This is a genomic window from Streptomyces sp. NPDC091282 (assembly GCF_044757385.1).
GTDB classification, from domain to species: domain Bacteria; phylum Actinomycetota; class Actinomycetes; order Streptomycetales; family Streptomycetaceae; genus Streptomyces; species Streptomyces gramineus.
The window spans coordinates 129,827-149,370 of record NZ_JBIVUX010000008.1; the positions used below are offsets into that span (position 1 = coordinate 129,827).

At 72.7% G+C, this 19,544-nt stretch carries 19 protein-coding genes; 15 read left to right on the forward strand and 4 right to left on the reverse strand.

Annotated elements, in window-relative coordinates; genetic code table 11:
* Positions 1 to 146 precede the first annotated feature (146 nt).
* From ACIQOE_RS32430 to ACIQOE_RS32445, 4 genes are all read left to right on the forward strand, one after another.
* Complete coding sequence (locus ACIQOE_RS32430) at positions 147 to 470, forward strand: hypothetical protein (RefSeq protein ID WP_351323331.1); 324 nt, start codon at positions 147 to 149, stop codon at positions 468 to 470.
* A 633-nt stretch (positions 471 to 1,103) separates the two neighbouring features.
* Positions 1,104 to 2,897 carry an FAD-dependent oxidoreductase gene (locus ACIQOE_RS32435; RefSeq protein WP_399010529.1) on the forward strand — a complete coding sequence of 598 codons (1,794 nt, stop codon included), beginning with the start codon at positions 1,104 to 1,106 and terminating at the stop codon, positions 2,895 to 2,897.
* Between the two features lie 3 nt (positions 2,898 to 2,900).
* The gene (locus tag ACIQOE_RS32440; protein ID WP_401415234.1) at positions 2,901 to 3,947 is read left to right on the forward strand and encodes a maleylacetate reductase; all 1,047 of its coding nucleotides are present in this window, start codon (positions 2,901 to 2,903) and stop codon (positions 3,945 to 3,947) included.
* The gene (locus ACIQOE_RS32445) at positions 3,944 to 4,852 is read left to right on the forward strand and encodes a dioxygenase (protein ID WP_399010531.1); all 909 of its coding nucleotides are present in this window, start codon (positions 3,944 to 3,946) and stop codon (positions 4,850 to 4,852) included. Before ACIQOE_RS32440 ends, ACIQOE_RS32445 begins: the two co-directional genes overlap by 4 nt.
* A gap of 16 nt (positions 4,853 to 4,868) precedes the next feature.
* Here the strand turns inward: ACIQOE_RS32445 and ACIQOE_RS32450 are convergent, their stop codons facing one another.
* Together ACIQOE_RS32450 and ACIQOE_RS32455 are read right to left on the reverse strand one after the other, a co-directional pair.
* Positions 4,869 to 5,813 (reverse strand): AraC family transcriptional regulator, encoded by a 945-nt coding sequence (locus ACIQOE_RS32450; protein ID WP_401415236.1) that lies wholly within the window; start codon positions 5,811 to 5,813, stop codon positions 4,869 to 4,871.
* On the reverse strand, positions 5,810 to 6,727 hold the full coding sequence (locus ACIQOE_RS32455) for a LysR substrate-binding domain-containing protein (RefSeq protein ID WP_401415238.1): 918 nt from the start codon (positions 6,725 to 6,727) through the stop codon (positions 5,810 to 5,812). The genes ACIQOE_RS32450 and ACIQOE_RS32455 overlap by 4 nt, the downstream gene beginning before the upstream one ends.
* Before the next feature lie 83 nt (positions 6,728 to 6,810).
* Here ACIQOE_RS32455 and ACIQOE_RS32460 point away from each other — a divergent pair, with 83 nt between their 5' ends.
* From ACIQOE_RS32460 to ACIQOE_RS32485, 6 genes are all read left to right on the forward strand, one after another.
* A complete protein-coding gene (locus ACIQOE_RS32460) occupies positions 6,811 to 8,013 on the forward strand; it encodes a thiolase family protein (protein ID WP_365557068.1) in 1,203 nt (400 codons plus the stop codon).
* Positions 8,010 to 8,681, forward strand: coding sequence for a 3-oxoacid CoA-transferase subunit A (locus ACIQOE_RS32465; RefSeq protein WP_365557066.1), 672 nt, complete (start codon positions 8,010 to 8,012; stop codon positions 8,679 to 8,681). The genes ACIQOE_RS32460 and ACIQOE_RS32465 overlap by 4 nt, the downstream gene beginning before the upstream one ends.
* The gene (locus ACIQOE_RS32470; RefSeq protein ID WP_401415241.1) at positions 8,678 to 9,352 is read left to right on the forward strand and encodes a 3-oxoacid CoA-transferase subunit B; all 675 of its coding nucleotides are present in this window, start codon (positions 8,678 to 8,680) and stop codon (positions 9,350 to 9,352) included. The genes ACIQOE_RS32465 and ACIQOE_RS32470 overlap by 4 nt, the downstream gene beginning before the upstream one ends.
* A 176-nt stretch (positions 9,353 to 9,528) precedes the next feature.
* Positions 9,529 to 11,187: a PP2C family protein-serine/threonine phosphatase gene (locus ACIQOE_RS32475; RefSeq protein ID WP_401415243.1), complete on the forward strand. Its 1,659-nt coding sequence runs from the start codon at positions 9,529 to 9,531 to the stop codon at positions 11,185 to 11,187.
* Positions 11,184 to 12,281, forward strand: coding sequence for a B12-binding domain-containing protein (locus ACIQOE_RS32480; protein WP_401415245.1), 1,098 nt, complete (start codon positions 11,184 to 11,186; stop codon positions 12,279 to 12,281). The genes ACIQOE_RS32475 and ACIQOE_RS32480 overlap by 4 nt, the downstream gene beginning before the upstream one ends.
* Positions 12,278 to 12,643 carry an STAS domain-containing protein gene (locus tag ACIQOE_RS32485; protein WP_351323320.1) on the forward strand — a complete coding sequence of 122 codons (366 nt, stop codon included), beginning with the start codon at positions 12,278 to 12,280 and terminating at the stop codon, positions 12,641 to 12,643. The genes ACIQOE_RS32480 and ACIQOE_RS32485 overlap by 4 nt, the downstream gene beginning before the upstream one ends.
* Before the next feature lie 297 nt (positions 12,644 to 12,940).
* Here the strand turns inward: ACIQOE_RS32485 and ACIQOE_RS32490 are convergent, their stop codons facing one another.
* Complete coding sequence (locus tag ACIQOE_RS32490) at positions 12,941 to 13,621, reverse strand: TetR/AcrR family transcriptional regulator (RefSeq protein WP_401415247.1); 681 nt, start codon at positions 13,619 to 13,621, stop codon at positions 12,941 to 12,943.
* A 111-nt stretch (positions 13,622 to 13,732) separates the two neighbouring features.
* Between ACIQOE_RS32490 and ACIQOE_RS32495 the strand changes: the two genes are divergently transcribed.
* Entirely contained in the window at positions 13,733 to 14,290 is a 558-nt protein-coding gene (locus ACIQOE_RS32495; RefSeq protein ID WP_401415249.1) for a hypothetical protein, read from the forward strand.
* 121 nt (positions 14,291 to 14,411) lie between these two features.
* Here the strand turns inward: ACIQOE_RS32495 and ACIQOE_RS32500 are convergent, their stop codons facing one another.
* Complete coding sequence (locus tag ACIQOE_RS32500) at positions 14,412 to 14,768, reverse strand: hypothetical protein (protein WP_365557048.1); 357 nt, start codon at positions 14,766 to 14,768, stop codon at positions 14,412 to 14,414.
* Positions 14,769 to 15,184: 416 nt separating this feature from the next.
* On the opposite strand from ACIQOE_RS32500, the gene ACIQOE_RS32505 reads away from it, so the two are divergent.
* The 4 genes from ACIQOE_RS32505 to ligA all read left to right on the forward strand — a co-directional run bounded on the left by ACIQOE_RS32505 (position 15,185) and on the right by ligA (position 19,476).
* A complete protein-coding gene (locus ACIQOE_RS32505) occupies positions 15,185 to 15,787 on the forward strand; it encodes an isochorismatase family protein (RefSeq protein WP_365574321.1) in 603 nt (200 codons plus the stop codon).
* A gap of 10 nt (positions 15,788 to 15,797) precedes the next feature.
* Positions 15,798 to 16,709 carry a GlxA family transcriptional regulator gene (locus tag ACIQOE_RS32510; RefSeq protein WP_401415252.1) on the forward strand — a complete coding sequence of 304 codons (912 nt, stop codon included), beginning with the start codon at positions 15,798 to 15,800 and terminating at the stop codon, positions 16,707 to 16,709.
* 65 nt (positions 16,710 to 16,774) lie between these two features.
* On the forward strand, positions 16,775 to 17,299 hold the full coding sequence (locus ACIQOE_RS32515; protein WP_401415254.1) for a hypothetical protein: 525 nt from the start codon (positions 16,775 to 16,777) through the stop codon (positions 17,297 to 17,299).
* Positions 17,300 to 17,394: 95 nt separating this feature from the next.
* Positions 17,395 to 19,476: an NAD-dependent DNA ligase LigA gene (ligA, locus tag ACIQOE_RS32520; protein ID WP_401415256.1), complete on the forward strand. Its 2,082-nt coding sequence runs from the start codon at positions 17,395 to 17,397 to the stop codon at positions 19,474 to 19,476.
* Positions 19,477 to 19,544: the final 68 nt, after the last annotated feature.

Consider the following 19,544-nt stretch of genomic DNA (forward strand, 5'->3'; position numbering starts at 1 on the left):
CGCCGTATTTGCGACGCGGTCGCGAAAAAGGGCGGCCGCGGAATGACACTCCACATGGAAAGACACTCGACGCGCAATTCACCTTCCGCCCCTTTTCGTCCTTTACGCTTTCTTCACCGCATAACGTGAGGATTGATGTGAGAAGCGTGATCGAAGCGCTGCGTAGTCCGCGGCGCCCCCTCGTGCTCGGCTCCGTGCTGACCGTCGCCCTTGTCGCGCAGTCAGCGCTGATCATCACCCAGCAATTGCAGATCGACGACCTGCAGCTGCAGCCCGTCAACGTCCAGGAAAGCCTTGAGCCCGGTCCGCCCGGGCCGTCCGGTCCGCCCGGACCCACCGGCCCCGCCGGTCCGATCGGTCCGCCCGGGAAGGACGGCACGGACGGCCAGGACGGCCAGGACGGCTCGAACGGACGGGACGGCAAGGACGGAAAGGACGGGAAGGACGCGGTCGCCCCGCCGGCGAGCTAGCCGCACCCCCGTCCGTCACCCGAGGAGCGCCCGGCGCAGCGGCTCGTCCGCGCCGGGCGCTCCTCCCTGACCCCTGTTCGTCACACGACGTGAGGAATGCCGTGATCCGGATCAAAGAGGCCTGGCAGAGTCCGCGACGCCGCCTCGTGCTAGGCGCCGCGCTGGCCGTGCTGCTCGTCGCGCAGACGGCCGTGCTCATCGCCCATCAGCAGCAGCTCGACGAACTCCAGGAACGGCGTATCGCCCTCCAGGGAAGTGCCGCGCACGAAGGCCTGCCGGGACCGCCCGGCCCGTCCGGTCCCTCGGGGAAGCCGGGTCCCACCGGGCCGACGGGCGTGCCGGGACGTCACGGCGTCGACGGCGACCACGGACGGGACGGGCACGACGGGCGGCGGGGCAGGAGAGGGAGGAACGGCGTGGTCATCTATCTCCGATGAGACCGGCCACCGCGGACATCGGATTCACCTCACCAAAGAAATCAAAAGTAATAATTACTTATTGAATGGACTTCGTGGATCCGCCATCTCTTGGCGGATCCGCCGACCTCGCCGCCGAGCCGTTCCGCGCCGCCCGGGTCCGTCCCACACTGACCCAGCCGGCAACGCCGCCGGATCGCGAGGAGAGGTCAGCACGATGCCCATGTTCAACGACGGGATGTCCGAGACCGCGCTGCCGGCCGACTCGGCCGTCACCACCGACGTCGTGGTCGTCGGTTCCGGTCCCGCGGGCGCCTCGGCGGCGCTGCTGCTGGCGACCCTGGGCGTCGACACGATCATGATCACGAAGTACCGGTGGACGGCGAACACCCCCCGCGCGCACATCACCAACCAGCGCTCGATGGAGATCTTCCGCGATCTGGGCATCGAGGCGCAGGTGCTGGCGGACGCCACCGACCACTCCCTCGTCGGCGACACCGTGTTCTGCACCAGCATCACCGGCGAGGAGATCGGCCGTATCCACACCTGGGGCACCCGGCCGGACCGCGAGGCGGACTACCGGCTGGCCTCGCCGTGCCTCACCGTGGACATCCCGCAGACGTACCTGGAACCGATCCTGGTCCGCAACGCGGCCCGGCGCGGCGCGCAGACGCGGTTCTCCAGCGAGTACCTGTCGCACACCCAGGACGCCGACGGAGTCACCGTGCGGGTCCTCGACCGGCTCACCGGACACGAGTACAGCATCCGCGCGAAGTACCTGATCGGCGCGGACGGCGCCCGCTCCAAGGTCGCCGCGGACATCGGCCTGCCCTTCGAGGGCGCGATGGACATCGCCGGCTCGATGAACATCACGTTCAAGGCCGACATCAGCCGCTACGTCGCCCACCGGCCGTCCGTCCTGTACTGGGTGATCCAGCCCGGCTCGAACGTCGGCGGCATCGGCGCGGGGCTCGTGCGCATGGTGCGCCCGTGGAACGAGTGGCTGATCGTGTGGGGTTACGACATCGCGGGCGAGCCCCCGGTCGTCGACGAGGCCGCCGCCGTACAGATCGTCCGCAGCCTCCTGGGAGCGCCCGACCTGGACGTGGAGATCACCGGCACCAGCCTGTGGGGCAACAACGAGATGTACGCGACCCGGTTGCAGCAGGGCCGGGTGTTCTGTGCGGGCGACGCCGTGCACCGGCACCCGCCGAGCAACGGCCTGGGCTCCAACACGTCCGTGCAGGACGCGTACAACCTCGCCTGGAAGCTCGCGGCCGTCCTCAAGGGCCATGCGGGAGCAGAGCTGTTGGAGACCTACACCGCCGAACGGGCCCCGGTCGCCGAGCGCATCGTCCGGCGCGCCAACAGGTCCAGCCGTGAATTCGTCGACATCTTCGAGGCGTTGGGCGTCCTCGGCGCGCCGGACGAGGCGTCGATGACCGCCGCCATCGAGGAGCGCAAGGCCAACACCCCCGCGGGCGCAGCCAAACGGGCCGCGCTGGTGCGCGCGATGGAGCTGAAGAACTACGAGTTCAACGCGCACGGCGTCGAGCTGGGCCAGCACTACACCTCGACGGCCGTGGTCGCCGACGGCAGCCAACTCCCCACACCCGCACGCGACGCCGACCTGTACTACGAGATGTCGACCGTCCCCGGCGCGCACCTTCCGCACGCCTGGGTCGGGGACAGCGCCCGGCGTCAGGCGCTGATGGACCTCGCGCCGTACGACCGCTGGACGCTGCTCACCGGTATCGCCGGCGAGGCGTGGGAGCGGGCGGCCCAGAAGGTCGGCGAGGAACTGGGCATACCTCTCACGGCCGTCGTCATCGGCCCCGGACGTGAGGTGACCGACCTCTACTACGACTGGGCCAAGCTGCGCGAGATCGACGAGAGCGGTGCGCTGCTGGTGCGGCCCGACAAGCACATCGCGTGGCGGTCCATGGAGTTGCCCGCGGATCCCGAGGACCGGCTGCGCACCGCTCTGCTCTCCGTCCTGGGAAGGAACTGATCCATGCGGTTCGTTCACGACACCCTGCCGCAGCGGGTGCGGTTCGCCTCCGGCGCGGCCGCGGAGTCCCTGGCCGCGGAGGTCGCGGCGCTCGGCGCCCGGCGGCTGATGGTCGTCGCGGGCGCGAGCGCGCGGGAGTCCGCCGACCGCGTCACCGCCGGACTGCCGGTGGTCCACCGGCACGACGACGTCGTCATGCACGTGCCCGCCGAGGTCGCCGCACGGGCTCGCGCCGCGGCCGCCGAGCGGGACGTCGACGCCCTCGTCAGTGTCGGCGGCGGCTCCGCCACGGGACTGGCCAAGGCGGTCGCGCTGACCAGCGGACTGCCGATCGTCGCCGTCCCCACCACGTACGCGGGCTCGGAGGCCACCGCGGTATGGGGGCTGACCGAGGACTCTGTGAAGACCACCGGCACGGACCCGAGGGTCCTGCCGCGGGCCGTCGTCTACGACGCCACGCTCACGCTCTCCCTTCCGGTCGGCCTCAGCGTGGCCTCCGGACTCAACGCGCTCGCCCACTGCGTGGACTCCATGTGGGCCCCGCGCACGGATCCGATCGACCAGGCCCTCGCCGCCGAGGGCGTGCGGGCGCTGCGGACCGGGCTGCCGCTGGTCGTGAAGGACCCGCGGGCGCTGGACGGCCGGGAACAGACCCTGTACGGCGCCTACCTGGCCGCCGCGGCGTTCGCCTCCGCCGGGTCGGGGCTGCACCACAAGGTGTGCCACGTGCTCGGAGGCATGTTCAACCTCCCGCACGCCCAGACCCACGCGGTGGTCCTGCCGCACGTCCTCGCCTTCAACGCGCCCTTCGCCCCGGACGCGGAGCGGCGCCTGGCCGCGGCCTTCGGTTCCCCGACCGCCGTCGAGGGACTGACCGGCCTCCGTGACCGGCTCGGCGCACCGCGCTCGCTCGCCGCCCTCGGGATGCCGCGGGAGGGTGTGGCCGCCGTGGCCGAGGCCGTCGTGGCCGCCGCGCCCGCGGACAACCCGCGGCCCGTCACCCTCGACGCGGTCACCGCTCTCGTACGGAACGCCTGGGAGGCCCGATGAACGACACCCGCACCGATCGCGAGCCCGTTCCGGCCGAGCAGCGGGAGCGTGAGGAGCAGGTCACCCGGCAGGTGCTGGCGTCCTTCGACGGCTGCGCCGACCCGAGGCTGCGCGAGATCATGCGGTCGCTCGTCGGCCATCTGCACGCGTTCGTCCGGGACGTCAGGCTCACCGAGGACGAGTGGGCCAAGGGCATCGACTTCCTCACCCGCACCGGGCACCTCACCGACGACCGCCGCCAGGAGTTCATCCTGCTGTCCGACGTGCTCGGCGCCTCCATGCAGACGGTCGCCGTGAACAACGCGGCGTACGGCGACGCCACCGAGGCCACCGTGTTCGGCCCGTTCTTCGTCGAGGACAGCCCCGAGATCGCCCAGGGCGGCGACCTCGCCTTCGGCGCGGCCGGAGAGCCCTGCTGGGTGGAGGGCACCGTCACCGACGACGCGGGCGAACCGGTGGCCGGGGCCCGGATCGAGGTGTGGGAGGCGGACGAGGACGGCTTCTACGACACGCAGTACGGGGACGACCGGACGGCGGCTCGGGCGCACCTGTTCAGCGACTCCGAGGGCCGCTACCGGTTCTGGGGGCTGACGCCGACGCCGTACCCCATTCCGCACGACGGTCCGGTGGGAGGGCTGCTGGCGGCGACCGGCCGGTCGCCGATGCGCGCCTCGCACCTGCATTTCATGGTGAGCGCGGCCGCGCGGCGCACGCTGGTCACGCACATCTTCGTCCGCGGTGACGAACTGCTGGACCGGGACTCCGTGTTCGGGGTGAAGGAGTCGCTGGTGAAGGACTTCGTGGCCCAGCCGGCCGGCATGCCCACGCCGGACGGGCGGGACCTGGGCGGGCGGTCGTGGTCCCGGGTCCGCTTCGACATCGTGCTGGCACCCGACGGCACGTGAGCGTGCGGGGTCCTCGTCACGAGCGGGCGCGGGCCTCGCGCAGGACGTCGCCCGCGCGCAGGCCGTAGTGCTCTCTGAACCGGTGCGAGAAGTGGGCCGCCGACGCGAACCCGCAGCGCGCGGCCACCTCAGCCACCGTCGCCTCGCCCCCGGCGCCCAGCAGGGTGCGGGCGCGTTCGAGGCGGCGCCCCAGCAGGTACCGCGGCACGCTGGTGCCGCCCGCGGCGAACACACGGGACAGGTGGCGTTCGCTGATCCCGATGCCGCGGGCGATGCGGGCCGCCGACAGGCCCGGGTCGGCGAGGTGGTCGTCGACGTAGGTCTTCGCGACGGTGAGGTGCACGGTGGACAGGGCCGGGGCGCGGCCGTTCGCGGAGGAGACGAGCAGGTCCAGGACGGCGTCCTCGTCGACGAGGACGGCGTCGGAGGGTTCCGGCCGCAGCGCCTGGGCGACGAGCGCGGCCAGGGTCCGGGTGTGGACGGCGCCGGCGTCGACGACCAGCGGCCGGGGCAGGGCGGGCGGCCCGCCGAGGTCCCGCCAGACCTGGTGCGGGATCTTGACCGCGAGCTCTTCCAGGCCGTGCGAGAAGCCCCGGACGAAGGGCTGGTCGGCGTCGCAGACGAGCAACTGGCCGGGGCGCAGCAGCCGTACGCCGTCGTCGCAGTAGAAGAAGGCGTCGCCGGCCAGGGTCAGGTAGCAGGCCACGGCGTCCGAGGGCACGCGGCGGATCTCGGCGTCGGGCCGTTCGACGATGTGGGGGCTGCCGAGGACGCGGGCGAGATGCGCCCGGGACAGCTGGAGGTTGATCTCCGTCGCGTCGAGGGCGGTGTCGTGCAGGGAACGGCAGCGCAGGCCTATCAGCGCCTGGGCGTTGTGCTCCTCCCACAGGGCGATGCGTTCCGCCTCGGGGAGACCGGTCGTGCTGAAGCGCACCGGCGCAGCTGCTGTGCCGCTCGTCATTCCCCCAGCGTAGAGGGCGGGGTCCGCCGCCGGTCGGGGTCGTCCACACATTCCCTGATCACCGACGCGACCTGGTCGGTGGCGGGGGTGGCGCGCCGGGCGTGGCCGGCGAGGACCAGGTCGACGGACTCCGTCCGGGCCAGGGGCACGTAGGCGACGCTGGCGAGACGCAGGCTCTGCACGGGCGCGGGCACGAGGGCGACGCCGTGTCCGGCGGCCACGAAGACGACCAGGGTGGCGGTCTCGCCGACCTCCATGAGCGAGGCGGGCCGGAATCCGGCGCGCCGGCAGGCGGCCAGGACCCGGCCGTACATGGAGGAGCGGGAGGAGTGGACGACGAAGGGCTCGTCGGCGAGGGCTTCGAGCGGGATGCGCCGGCGGGCCGCGAGGGGGTGGTGGGAGGGGAGGACGGCTACCAGGGACTCGGTGCGCAGGGGTGTGGTGCGGATGTCCTCGTGGTCGGCGGGGCCGCGCAGGACCGCGAGGTCGTAGGTGCCGGCGAGGAGTCCGTCGACCAGGTCGGGGGTGAGGAGTTCGCCGCGCAGGTCCATGGTGATCCCGGGGAGCCTCGCCCGTACGGTACGGGCGACCTGCGGCAGCAGGTCGTAGGTGGCGGTGCCGATGAAGCCGGTCGAGACCCGTCCGGTGTGGCCGTCCGCCAGCTCGCTCATGTGCCGGCGGGCGCGTTCCTCCTCCGCGACCAGGGTGCGGGCGTGCTCCAGCAGGTGGTGTCCGGCCTCGGTCAGCGCGACGTGCCGGGTGGAGCGGGTGAACAGCTGGGTCCTGAGTTCCTTCTCCAGTTGCTTGATCTGCTGGGACAGCGCGGGCTGGGCCACGTGCAGGCGCGCGGCCGCACGGCCGAAGTGGCACTCCTCGGCCAGCGCGAGGAAGTACCGGATCTGACGCAGCTCCATGCCCCGAGTCTATAAGGGTGGCTTATCAATCCATAGGGATTGGGTCTTGGACGCCGTGCAGTCGGCGCTCCTACCGTGACGGTATGACGGACAGCTACCTCTATTCGGCGGTGCGGACGCCCTTCGGCCGCTTCCGGGGCGCCCTCTCCGAGGTCCGGCCCGACGACCTCGCGGCACAGGTCATCGGCGGGGTTCTCGCCAGGACGCCCGCGCTGGACCCCGGCCGCATCGACGACGTCGTCTGGGGCAACGCCAACGGCGCCGGCGAGGACAACCGGAACGTCGGCCGGATGGCCGTCCTGCTGGCGGGCCTGCCCACCTCGGTGCCCGCCACCACCGTGAACCGCCTGTGCGGGTCCTCCCTCGACGCCGCCCTCATCGCCTCGCGCCACATCGAGACCGGTGACGCGGACATCGTCCTCACCGGCGGAGTCGAGTCGATGACCCGTGCCCCGTGGGTGCTGCCCAAGCCCGGACGCGGCTTCCCTGCCGGGGATGTGACCGCCGTCTCCACGACCCTCGGCTGGCGTTTGGTCAACGAGCGCATGCCCGCGGAGTGGACGGTCTCCCTGGGCGAGGCCAACGAACAGCTCGTCGACCGCTTCGACGTCTCCCGCGAACGCCAGGACGCCTTCGCCCTGCGCTCGCACCGGCTGGCCGACGACGCCTGGAACGCGGGCTTCTACGACGGCCTGACCGTCCCCGTCACGGACGGCGGGCGCACGCTGCTGGAGCGCGACGAGGGCATCCGTCCCGGCTCCACCCTGGAGAAGCTCGCCACCCTCAAACCCGCCTACCGGCCCGACGGCCGTATCACGGCCGGGAACGCCTCGCCGCTGAACGACGGCGCCTCCGCGGTGCTGCTCGGTTCGGCCGGGGCCGCCGACCTGATCGGCGCCGATCCGCTGGCCCGGGTCGCGGGCCGCGGGGTGGCCGCGGTGGACCCGCAGATGTTCGGCTACGCGCCCGTCGAGGCCGTCAACAGGGCGCTGAAGCGCGCGGGCATCTCCTGGTCGGACGTCGACGCCGTCGAGCTGAACGAGGCGTTCGCCGTGCAGGCGCTGGCCTGCGTCGACGCGTGGGGCGTCGATCCGGAGATCGTCAACGCGAAGGGCGGGGCCATCGCGCTCGGTCATCCCCTCGGTGCGTCCGGCGGCCGTCTGCTGGGCACGCTCAGCCGACGGCTGCAGGAGTCCGGCTCCCGGTGGGGTGTCGCGGCGGTCTGCATCGGCGTCGGGCAGGCCCTCGCCGTGGTCCTGGAGAACGTCGCCGGGGGCAGCCGGTGACCACACAGCTGTGTGCCGGTACCGACGAGGCGGTCGCCGGCGTCCAGGACGGCGCCACGGTGCTCGTCGGCGGCTTCGGCATGGCGGGCATGCCGGTGGCGCTGATCGACGCGCTGATCCGGCAGGGCGCCACCGGCCTCACGGTCGTCTCCAACAACGCGGGCAACGGCGACACCGGTCTGGCCGCGCTGCTGGCCGCGGGGCGCGTCCGCAAGGTGATCTGTTCCTTCCCCCGCCAGACCGACTCCTGGGTGTTCGACGGGCTGTACCGGGCGGGCCGCATCGAACTCGAAGTGGTCCCCCAGGGCACGCTGGCGGAACGGCTCAGGGCGGCCGGAGCGGGCATCGGCGCCTTCTACTGCCCCACCGGCGCCGGCACGCTGCTCGCGGAGGGCAAGGAGGTGCGCGAGATCGACGGCCGCCTCCATGTGCTCGAACACCCGATCCGCGGCGACGTGGCGCTGATCGGCGCCCATCGGGCGGACCGCATGGGCAACCTCGTCTACCGCAAGACCGCCCGGAACTTCGGTCCCGTCATGGCCACCGCGGCCACCACCGTGGTCGCCCAGGTCCGCGAGGTCGTCGAGACCGGCGCGATCGATCCCGAGACCGTCGTGACCCCCAGTATCTTCGTCGACCGCGTGGTGCAGGTGGCTGATCACTCATGACCCGGACTTCCCCGACGCCCGGCGGCCAGGGCCCGCTGGACAAGCACGCCATCGCCGCCCTGATCGCCCGTGACATCCCGCACGGATCCTTCGTCAACCTGGGCATCGGCCAGCCCACCCTGGTGGCCGACCACCTCTCCCCCGGTTCCGGTGTGGTGCTGCACACCGAGAACGGGATGCTCAACATGGGCCCCGCCGCCCCCGAGGACCGGATCGACCCGGACCTGACCAACGCGGGCAAGGTGCCCGTCACCGAACTGCCGGGCGCCGCCTACTTCCATCACGCGGACTCCTTCGCGATGATGCGCGGCGGCCACCTGGACATCTGCGTCCTCGGCGCCTTCCAGGTCTCCGCGCGGGGCGACCTGGCCAACTGGCACACCGGCGCACCCGACGCCATTCCGGCCGTGGGCGGCGCCATGGACCTGGCCGTCGGGGCCAAGCAGGTGTTCGTGATGATGAACCTCTTCACCCGGGACGGAGCGCCCAAGCTGGTCGCCGAGTGCGGCTATCCGCTCACCGGCCTGGGATGCGTGGACCGCGTCTACACGGACCTGGCCGTCTTCGACATCACGCCGGACGCGGTGCGGGTGCGGCAGACCTTCGGCATCGGCGTACCCGAACTCGCCGACCGCCTGGGCCTCCCGCTGGAGACCGGTACGCCGCAATAGGGGGAACGGAGGGCCGGGGCGCCGCGCACGCATATGCTGGCCTTCACGTTGTGTGCATCCCGAGGAGACGGAGGTGGTCGCTTGCCACGGAGCACCACCGTGATGGATGGTTGCCTTAGTGCAACGTTTCCGTCGAGGTGAAGAGGTGAGGGATTCGCGCAGCGGGTCCTCGATATTTGGCTTCCACGCAAGCGCAGACCCCCGTACCGGCTAGGGACTTCCCCTGGGGCAGTGCACCCTACCCGGTACTGGTCGCCGACCCGCGGGGCACGCTCGTCCAGCGTAACGACATCGCCGCCGCGCTCCTTCCCGGGGCCGAGCCGGGAGCCCGCCTCGACGACGTGGCTCCGCCGTGGCTGGCCGCGGCCCATCACGCGCTGCTGTTCCCCGGCCCGCGCAGGGAGTCGGATCTCGACGCCCCGCAGCCGCTGACCGGGGCGATCGACGGCCGTCACTTCGAGGCCCACCCGAGCGTCCACGACGACGGAGCGGTGGCCTGGTGGCTGGTGGACGACACCGACCACCGACTGGCCCGGGAGGCCCTGCGCGTGGAGCGGGAGCGGACGGCGTTCCTGGCGAAGGCGTCCAACACCCTGCTCGCCTCCCTCAACCTGGGCCGCTGCATGGACGTGACCGCGCAGCTGGCCGCCGAGAGCCTCGCGGACGCGGCGCTGGCCATCGCGCCCTCGCGCGGCAAGCAGCTGCCGGTGGTCACCTGCCTGCGCGGCGGCACGCCGACGAAGACCCAGGAACGCCTCAACCCGGACGACATCCCGGGCCTCGGCGAGGCCCTGCGCGGGTTCCCGCCGGTCCCGTCCCGGTGGATCGATCCGACCACGGCCCCGGAATGGATGGTGCCCGAGGGGTTCGGCCCGGTCGGCTCGGTCGTGATCACCCCGCTGCCCGGTCACGGCGTCCCCGCCGGTGCGCTGGTCCTGCTCCGCAAGGTGCGGACCGCGGCCTTCACCGAGGAGGAGGAGGTCTTCGTCCGGCTCTTCGCCGCCCGCGCCGGCGCCGCGATGTCGGCCGCCCGCCTGTACGCCGAGCAGACGGCGATCACCGACGTGCTCATGCAGGAGCTGCTGCCGCCGACCCTGCACCGGATCTCGGGCGTCGACTTCGCCGGCCGCTACCGCCCCTCCGCGGACGAGGAGCGGATCGGCGGCGACTTCTACGACGTCCACCCCGCCGCCGTGGACGGCGAACCGTCCCTGGTGACCCTCGGGGACGTGTGCGGCAAGGGCCTGGAGGCCGCGGTCCTCACCGGCAAGATCCGCAACACGCTGCACGCGCTGCTGCCGCTGGCCGACGACCACCAGCGGATGCTGAACCTGCTCAACACGGCGCTGCTGAACTCCCAGCACACCCGGTTCGCCACCCTGGTGCTCGCCTCCGTGGCCCGCAGGGACGACGGGGTGGACCTGAGGGTGACCAGCGGCGGACACCCGGCCCCGCTGATCATCCGCAGGGACGGCACCGTGGAGGAGACGGACACGCGCGGCACCCTGGTCGGCGCCGTCCCGCACGTCAACGCCCGCACCGCCTCGGTCACCCTCGCGGAGGGCGAGTCCTGCGTGCTCTACACCGACGGGATCACCGAGGCCAAGGGCGGCCCGATGGGCGACGCCCTGTTCGGTGAGGAACGTCTCAAGCAGGCCCTGGCCGGATGCGCGGGCATGCCGTCGGAGGGCATCGCGGAGCACGTGCAGATGCTGGCCGCGCAGTGGCTGGGCAACCGCCGTCACGACGACATGGCGGTCGTCGTGATCTCCGCGCCCCGCACCCGTCGTCCGAGCGCGGTGAACGGGCGCATCCGGGGCACATTGACCGGATGAGCACCAGTACCCCGCCCTGCTCCCCCGGCACCACCGGCCTCGATGCGCTCGCCGACCTGCTGTGGGACGCCGTCTACGCCGGGGACGAGTACGCCGCCACCGAACTCGTCACCCAGGCCCTGGACGAGGGCGTCGACGCGGAGAGCGTGCTGCTGGACGTGGTCGCCGCCGTACAGGGACGCGTCGGCGAGGAGTGGGCGGCCAACCGGATCAGCGTCGCCCAGGAGCACGCCGCGACCGCGATCAACGAACGGGCCATCGCCGCGCTCGCCACGCATCCCGTCGCCCGCACCACGCCGTCCCGGGGACGGATCACGGTGGCGTGCGTCGACGGGGAGTGGCACGCGCTGCCCGCCCGGCTCCTGGCGGAGGTGCTGAAGCTGCGGGGCTGGCAGATCGACTATCTCGGCGCCCAGGTGCCCACCCCGCACCTCATCTCCCACCTGCACGCCACCGGGGCCGACGCGGTCGCCCTGTCCAGCTCGATCGCCACCCGCCTGCCGACCGCGCACGCCGCGATCACCGCCTGCCAGGCGGTCGGCGTCCCGGTCCTGGTCGGCGGCGCCGCCTTCGGCCCCGACGGACGGTACGCGCGCCTGCTCGGTGCCGACGCCTGGGCCCCCGACGCCCGTGCCGCGGCCGACCGCCTCGCGCGCGGGCCGCTGCCGCGCCCGCACTTCGACCACCAGCAGGTGGACGACCTGCCGCACCTGGCCGACCAGGAGTACACGATGGTGGCCCGGAGCCGCCCCAATCTGGTGCGGACCGTCTTCACCGCGCTGGAGGACGCGTTCCCCGCCATGCGCGGCTACGACGAGGCGCAGCGCGAACGCACGGCCGAAGATCTCGCGCACATCGTGGAGTTCCTCGCCACCGCCCTCTATCTCGGCGACGAGGACCTGTTCGGGTCGTTCCTCACCTGGACCGCCCGGATACTCGTCGCCCGCGGAGTGCCCGCGCAGTCACTGCCTCCTGCGCTCGCTCTGCTCGCCCGTGAGCTGAAGGACTTCCCGCGGGCCGCCCGCATCCTTGAGCGTGGCACCGAAGCCCTCACCACGACCGATCACATCACCGCCGCCGGGAATCCTGCATGACCACGATGCCACTGCCATCCGACCACCTGCGTCTGACCACGGTCGACGCCGACGACCGAGTCCGCATAGAGATCCACGGGGACCTCGACTACGAGAACGCCTACCTGCTCCAGGACGAAGTCGCCGTCCGGCTCACCGGCCGGGTCGGCGTGCGGCACCTGGACATCCACTGCGCGGGGCTGGGCACCATCGACTCCACGGGCCTGTCCGTGCTGCTGATGATCCACCGCAGGACCACCGCCGCGGGCGTGTGCCTGCACCTGGAGGACCGGCCCGCGAACCTGGAGCGCCTCCTGGACATCACCGGAACGCTCGACCTCCTGACGGCACCGCCCGCCGGCGGACCGGGGACCTCCGGCTGATCCCCGGTCCGGCGGGCCCGCCCGCGGGGTCGGGTCAGCCGGCGAGGCTGAAGTCACCACGCGTGCGGCGCGCCGGGCGCGCTCGCGTGTGCGGTGACCGGGACGAATGCGACGGCGAGGGAGCAGAGCGCGGCGGCGAGCCGGCGGCCGGTACGGCGGGAGAGACGTGCGGACGTTCTTTCCAAGATCACGGACAACGCGTGATCTTCGTAGCGGCCGCGGCCCGCACCGCCCCTCCCGACGCGGCCCGGTTCACGCGGCCTGCGGACCGACCGCGCTCTCCGGTGAGCCGGCCTCTCAGGCGCCGGGCGGCGAGCACTCGACGTCAGCGACGGCGGCGGGCGCCGGGGAGGCGGCGGGCTCGTCGCCTCCGCGCGCGGCGTGGATCCGGAGCAGGCCCTCGATGCCGCGCAGCAGGGTCTCGCCGGCCAGGACGGGATCGCCGAGGCAGCCCGCGCTCATCGCGCCGTCACGGAGCATGACGAAGTGCCGTCCGGCGTGGTCGGCCTGGGCCGTCGTGATCTCGGCGAACAGGCCGGTGATCGTCCGCAGGAACCATGCGCGGTGCTCGACGACGGCGCGGTGGACCGGATGCCCGGGATCGGGGAATTCCGCCGCCGCGTTGAGGAAGGCGCAGCCGCGGTAACCGGGCGAGCCGATCTGCTCGACCAGGGAGGCGCCGATGCCGCGCAGGATGCCGTCGGGCGGCACGTCCGAGGCCGTCAGGGAGCCGATCTGGGTGCGGATCGCCTGGTCGACGCTTTCGATGTAGGCGACGGCGAGGTCTTCCTTGCTGCGGAAGTGGCGGTAGAAGGTGGCGTTGGTGACCTTCGACTCGGCGACCAGGCGGTCGACGCCCACCGTGTGGATGCCCTCCGCGTAGAAGAGCTGTCCGGCGGTCCTCAGGAGCCGTTCCCGTGCCTCGGAGACTCGCTTGCCGGTGCCTGCGCCTGCTGCCGTCGTGGTCATACCGCCCATGGTAGCGGGTAGAACGCTCTCTCTTGTTTCCTCGCCCGGGATGTGCCAGGCTGCGTCGAGAGAGAACGTTCTCTCTCCCACGTGTCTCCCACCTCGTCACTGGAGAACCCCATGGCATCCACCGCTCCCGCCCGGACCGTCGGCGCCGCGCCCGCGCTGCGCCGGCTGTACGTCGCCCGCTTCGTCTTCGCCGCCGCGTGGGCCGCGCTCCTGCTGGCGTCCGGCTCCCACCTCACCGCCGGCACCAAGCTGCTGCTGGTCCTCTACCCGGCCTTCGACGTGGCCGCGGCCGTCGTGGACGCCAGGTCGGCGCAGGCCGCCGGGCCGGTCAAGGCGCTGTACGCCAACATGGCCGTCAGCGTGCTCGCCGCCGTCGGCATCGCGGTCGCCGGTACCTCGGGCGTCGCCGACGTGCTGCGGGTCTGGGGTGCCTGGGCGGTCGTCTCCGGCCTCGTCCAGCTCCTGGTGGGCCTCGCGCGCCGCGCCATGGGCGGCCAGTGGGCCATGATCCTCAGCGGCGGCATCTCCGTCCTCGCGGGCGCCTCGTTCTTCCGCAGCGCGACCCAGGACGACCCCTCGCTGACCGCCCTCGCCGGCTACGCGACGCTCGGCGGGATCTTCTTCCTCGTCTCGGCGATCCGCCTGACCCGCTCGGGCCGCCGGAGCTGACCCGAGCCCGGCGGGGAGCACGAAGTGGGTGCGCGGAAGGCCGCGGTGGAACTCGTGCGCCGTCCCGGCCGGTGGCGGCATGGCCGGCGACCACGCCGCCACCGGAGAACCGGAGCGCCGGTCAGTGACTGCCGGTCAGGTACACCGAACGCAGCTTCAGGCGGTCCGTGGCGGGGTTGCCGTGCGGGCTCAGGGTCCAGGAGTCGCCGGTGCAGTCGGGTCCGGTGAACACGACCGCCCATTCGTCGGTGTCGTTGTGCGGCGCGAACGCGGGCTCGGAGGAGCCCGGGTCCGCGACCTCGGGCAGCACGAGGCAGCCGGGGCTCCGCGGGTCGTGGACGGTCGCCGACTGGGCCTTGCCGTCGAGACCCACGAACTTGTACGAGAAGTCACCCGTGGCGGCGCTCGCGGACGCAGGCAAGGTGACGACGAGGGCGAGCGCGCCGACGACGGCGGCGGCACTGCGGAGAAGACGCATGAGAACCCTGTTCAGGTCGGAGGGACGACTCCCGGGAGAGCCCGGGGACTCGTGAGGCGGCCGGGACCGCCACGAGGTCCCTCCCCCGCGCCCCGGCGCCCGGATACGGAGGGTCACCCGTGCGAGGGCCGGTAAATCGATCCTTCGGACGGCAGACGGGTGAAGCCGCGGCCGAACGCGCCGGCCGCACCGACTGGGGAAATCACGGATTCCGGACGGCGCGGCCCGCGTCCCGGCGGACAGCGGCAGCGGCCCCGAACTCCTCGCCCGCCTCCACGACGACGTCCTCGAATGACGGGCCGACGACTCCGCCGCACGCCGGGCACGCGGGTCCCTCACCCGGTGACCGGATCGGTCCGCCCCCGGACCCGATGAGGCCTGTCGCCGCGTGCGCCCCGTCCGTCAGGCTGGGCCGCATGACCCGAGCACTGATCGTCATCGACGTCCAGGAATCCTTCCGCGCCCGACCGCTGTGGGAGACCATCTCCGACCCGAAGATCGCCGGGCAGGTGGACCGGCTGGTCCGGCTGGCCCGGCGGGCGGGCGACCTGGTGGTGTGGGTGCTGCACGCGGAGCCCGGCAGCGGGGACGTCTTCGACCCCGCCCTCGGCCATGTCCGGCTGATGGCCGAGCTGGAGCGCCGGGACGACACGGAACCCCTGATCCACAAGACCTCGCACAACGCGTTCACCACCACCAACCTGCAGCAGCTCCTCACCGAGCGCGGCATCCGCGAACTCACCGTCTGCGGCATCCGCACCGAGCAGTGCGTGGAGACCACCACCCGCGTCGCCGGCGACCTCGGCTACCTGGTCACCCTCGTCATCGACGCCACCGCGACCAACCCGATCCCGCACCGCGACGCGCCCGCCGACCTCAGCGTCGCCGAGATGCTGTCGGACCCCCGAACCCTGAGCGCCGAGGAGATCATCCGGCGGACCGAGTACGCCCTCGCCGGACGCTTCGCCACCATCGCCACCGTCGAGGAGCTGGAGGCCGCGGCCGGATCTCCGGCATGATGACCGGATCGTGAGCCACGTCGTCTTCCTCCTGCTGCCGGGACTCCACCTGCTGGACCTGGCCGGTCCGGCCCAGGTCTTCTCCACGGCCGCCGACTTCGGGCAGCCGTACGCCCTCAGCTACGTCGCCGAACGGCCCGAGGTGCCCACCGCCCAGGGCCTGCCGCTGGTGGCCCGGCTCGACTGGCCCGCCCTCGGCCCGAATGACCTGATCGTGGTGCCCGGCTGGCGGGCACCCACCCTCGCGGACAGCCCCGCCGTCGGCGGGGACTCCCTGCGGCGCCTGCGGGAGCACCATGCCGCGGGCGGCACCGTCGCCAGTGTCTGTGCCGGGGCCGAGGCGCTCGGCCGGGCCGGTCTGCTCGACGGCCGCCGCTGCACCACCCACCACGACGTCCAGGACGAACTCGCCCGCCGCTACCCGGGGACGACGGTCGTCCGCGACGTCCTCCACACCGCCGACGACCGCGTGGTCACCTCGGCCGGCATCGCCAGCGGCATCGACCTGGCCCTGCACCTGATCGCCACCCGGCACGGCCCGGCCCTCGCGGCGCAGGTGGCCCGGGACATGGTGGTCTACGCACGTCGCAACGGCCACGATCCGCAGGCCAGCGCCATGCTCCGCCACCGGTCCCACCTCGACGACACCGTGCACCACGCGCAGGACCTGCTCGACGCCCGCTTCGACCAGGCGCTGCCGCTGTCCGCCCTGGCCGCGGCGGTGGGGGTGAGCGAGCGGACCCTGACCCGCCTGTTCACCCGCGCCACCGGCGGTCTGACCCCGCTGCGCTACCAGCAGACCCTCCGGCTCGAACGCGCCGAGCACCTCATCGGCCACGGCGCCACGACCGACGCCGCCGCCCGCGCCGTCGGCTTCGAGGACCCCCGCATGCTGCGCCGCCTGCGAGCGCGCAAGCAGTGACGGGCGGCGGTTCCCCGAGTCCTGGACAGCGGCCGACAGCCGGTGGGCCGCACTACTCTGTGACCATGTCGGCGGAACAGGCCCCTGAGAGCGGCTTCCAGGTGAAGTGGGAACTGACGGGCCATGGTTGGGCCAGGTGCCGGCTCGCCGAGGGTGCCATGGAGGTTTCGCTCGTCGCCGGTTACTGCACGGACGCGCTGGCGGATCTCGTGGCCGGCGCGGGTGGGGTGTACGGGGAGCCGCGCACGGTCCGGTTCTTCTTCGACGCCGAACCACGGGAACTCCGCTGGACCCTGCGCGCGACGGGCGAGCGCGTCGAGGTGACCGTCCGCGGCTTCGACGACATCGGGGTCAGCCCCGACCTGCCGGACTCCGAGGGCGAGGTGATCTGGCGGTCGACGCATCCGCGTGCGGTGTTCGTCCACGCCGTTCTCGACGCCGCCCGGCACGTGCTCGCGGAGCACGGTGAGGCCGGTTACCGCGCCACGTGGGCAGAGCACCCGTATCCGGTCGCCCTGGTCCAGGATCTGCGCAGGCATCATCTGCGCGACGACGACTGCACGTTGCCCCACGACCTGGTCCGGCCCTGACGGCGGGTCGACAGGAGCCGGACACGGCCGCCGGGTTCGCCCGCGCGGGGCGCCGTCCGGCGGCGTTGTCAGTGGTGGGCGGCAGGATGCGGGGCATGACATCACCCGCAGCAGAGATCGTTGACGCCGCCGCCTACGCGCGGGCGGTCGAGGACGCCGTCGCGGCGGCGGCCGCCTACTACGCGGGCGGCACGTCCTCGTGGGACGACGACGCCTACGACCGGACGGTGCGCGCGATCGCCGCCTACGAGGCCGCGCACCCCGGGCAGGTGCTGCCCCGCTCCCCCACCGGAAAGGTGGCCGGCGGCGCGGCGGAGGGCGACGTCCCGCACACGGTGGCGATGCTGAGCCTGGACAACGTGTTCAGCGCGCAGGAGTTCACCGCCTGGACCGAGTCGCTGGCCCGCCGTGTCGGACACGAGGTGACCCGGTTCCACGTCGGCCCGAAGCTGGACGGCCTCGCGATCGCCGCCCGTTACACCGACGGCCGCCTCACCCGGCTGGTCACCCGCGGCGACGGGACGGCCGGGGAGGACGTCTCGCACGCGATCGGCACCGTCGAGGGGCTGCCCGAGCGGCTGGCCGAGCCGGTCACCGTGGAGGTGCGCGGCGAAGTCCTCATGACCGGCGCCCAGTTCGAGTACGCCAACGAGGTGCGCACCCGGCACGGCGGGCTGCCGTTCGCCAATCCGCGCAACGCCGCGGCCGGCACCCTGCGCGCCAGGGAGCGCGTCTACACGGTTCCGATGACGTTCTTCGGCTACGGACTGCTGCCCCTGGCCGGCACCGACCCGCGGCTGGCCGAGCGGCTGACCGGGTCCGCGCACAGCGACCTGATGCGGCTGGCCGCCGGCCTCGGCGTCCACACCAGCGCCGGTACCGCGGTCCCGGACACCGTGGCCGAGTCCGCGGAGGAGGTCCTGGCACGCGTGGCGGAGATCGCCGCGGCCCGTGCCGGGCTGCCGTTCGGGATCGACGGCATCGTCGTCAAGGCCGATCTCGCGGCCGACCGGCAGGCCGCCGGGTCCGGTTCGCGGGCTCCCCGATGGGCGATCGCCTACAAGCTCCCGGCCGTGGAGAAGATCACCCGGCTGCTGGCGGTGGAGTGGAACGTCGGCCGCACCGGGATCATCGCCCCGCGCGGCGTCCTGGAACCGGTCGTCATCGACGGCTCCACCATCACCTACGCCACCCTGCACAACCCGGCCGACATCACCCGCCGCGACCTGCGCCTCGGCGACCAGGTCATGGTCCACCGCGCCGGTGACGTCATCCCCCGCGTCCAGGCCCCCGTCGCCCACCTGCGCACCGGCGAGGAGCGGCCGGTCGACTTCCCGGAGGTCTGCCCGCGTTGCGGATCGGAGATCGACCGGAGCGAGGAGCGCTGGCGGTGCGCGCAGGGCCGTACCTGCCACCTCGTCGCCTCGCTCTCCTACGCGGCGGGACGCGACCAGCTCGACATCGAGGGTCTCGGCCACACCCGTGTCGTCCAGCTCGTCGACGCCGGTCTGGTCGTCGACCTGGCCGACCTGTTCACCCTCACCCGTGACCAGCTCCTCGGCCTGGACCGGATGGGCGCCACCAGCACCGACAACCTCCTCGCGGCGATCGAGACGGCCAAGCGGCAGCCGCTGGCGCGGGTGCTGTGCGCCCTCGGTGTGCGCGGCACCGGCCGGTCCATGTCCCGGCGCATCGCACGCCACTTCGCCACGATGGACCACCTCCGTGCCGCGGACGCCGAGGCGATACGGCAGGTCGACGGCATCGGGACGGAGAAGGCGCCGTCGATCGTCGCGGAACTGGCCGCCCTCGCCCCGCTCATCGACAAGCTCGCCGCCGCCGGCGTCAACATGACCGAACCGGGCGCCGTCCCGCCGGCCCCGACGGTCCCCGACGGCGGGACGCCCGAGGCCGCCGCGGAGACCGGGCCGCTGGCCGGGATGACGGTGGTCGTCACCGGCGCGATGACCGGAGCCCTGGAGAAGCTCTCCCGCAACGAGATGAACGAACTGATCGAGAGGGCGGGCGGGCGCGCCTCCTCCAGCGTCTCCAGGAAGACCACTCTCGTCGTGGCCGGGGAGAACGCCGGATCGAAGCGGGCCAAGGCCGAGCAGCTCGGCGTCCGGCTCGCCACGCCCGACGAGTTCGGCGCGCTGGTCGCGGAGCTTCTGGCCTGAGCCGTCGAAGGCGCCGTCCGAGCTTGGGGGTGGCGAGCCGAACTGCTGCCGGTGTGCGGGGTATTGAC

Coding starts and splice junctions, on each gene's coding strand:
- ACIQOE_RS32435 (WP_399010529.1), top strand. CDS start 1,104: ATGCCCATGTTCAACGACGGGATGTCCGAGACCGCGCTGCCGGCCGAC.
- ACIQOE_RS32440 (WP_401415234.1), top strand. CDS start 2,901: ATGCGGTTCGTTCACGACACCCTGCCGCAGCGGGTGCGGTTCGCCTCC.
- ACIQOE_RS32445 (WP_399010531.1), top strand. CDS start 3,944: ATGAACGACACCCGCACCGATCGCGAGCCCGTTCCGGCCGAGCAGCGG.
- ACIQOE_RS32450 (WP_401415236.1), bottom strand. CDS start 5,813: ATGACGAGCGGCACAGCAGCTGCGCCGGTGCGCTTCAGCACGACCGGT.
- ACIQOE_RS32455 (WP_401415238.1), bottom strand. CDS start 6,727: ATGGAGCTGCGTCAGATCCGGTACTTCCTCGCGCTGGCCGAGGAGTGC.
- ACIQOE_RS32460 (WP_365557068.1), top strand. CDS start 6,811: ATGACGGACAGCTACCTCTATTCGGCGGTGCGGACGCCCTTCGGCCGC.
- ACIQOE_RS32470 (WP_401415241.1), top strand. CDS start 8,678: ATGACCCGGACTTCCCCGACGCCCGGCGGCCAGGGCCCGCTGGACAAG.
- ACIQOE_RS32480 (WP_401415245.1), top strand. CDS start 11,184: ATGAGCACCAGTACCCCGCCCTGCTCCCCCGGCACCACCGGCCTCGAT.
- ACIQOE_RS32485 (WP_351323320.1), top strand. CDS start 12,278: ATGACCACGATGCCACTGCCATCCGACCACCTGCGTCTGACCACGGTC.
- ACIQOE_RS32490 (WP_401415247.1), bottom strand. CDS start 13,621: ATGGGCGGTATGACCACGACGGCAGCAGGCGCAGGCACCGGCAAGCGA.
- ACIQOE_RS32495 (WP_401415249.1), top strand. CDS start 13,733: ATGGCATCCACCGCTCCCGCCCGGACCGTCGGCGCCGCGCCCGCGCTG.
- ACIQOE_RS32500 (WP_365557048.1), bottom strand. CDS start 14,768: ATGCGTCTTCTCCGCAGTGCCGCCGCCGTCGTCGGCGCGCTCGCCCTC.
- ACIQOE_RS32505 (WP_365574321.1), top strand. CDS start 15,185: ATGACCCGAGCACTGATCGTCATCGACGTCCAGGAATCCTTCCGCGCC.
- ACIQOE_RS32515 (WP_401415254.1), top strand. CDS start 16,775: ATGTCGGCGGAACAGGCCCCTGAGAGCGGCTTCCAGGTGAAGTGGGAA.
- ligA (WP_401415256.1), top strand. CDS start 17,395: ATGACATCACCCGCAGCAGAGATCGTTGACGCCGCCGCCTACGCGCGG.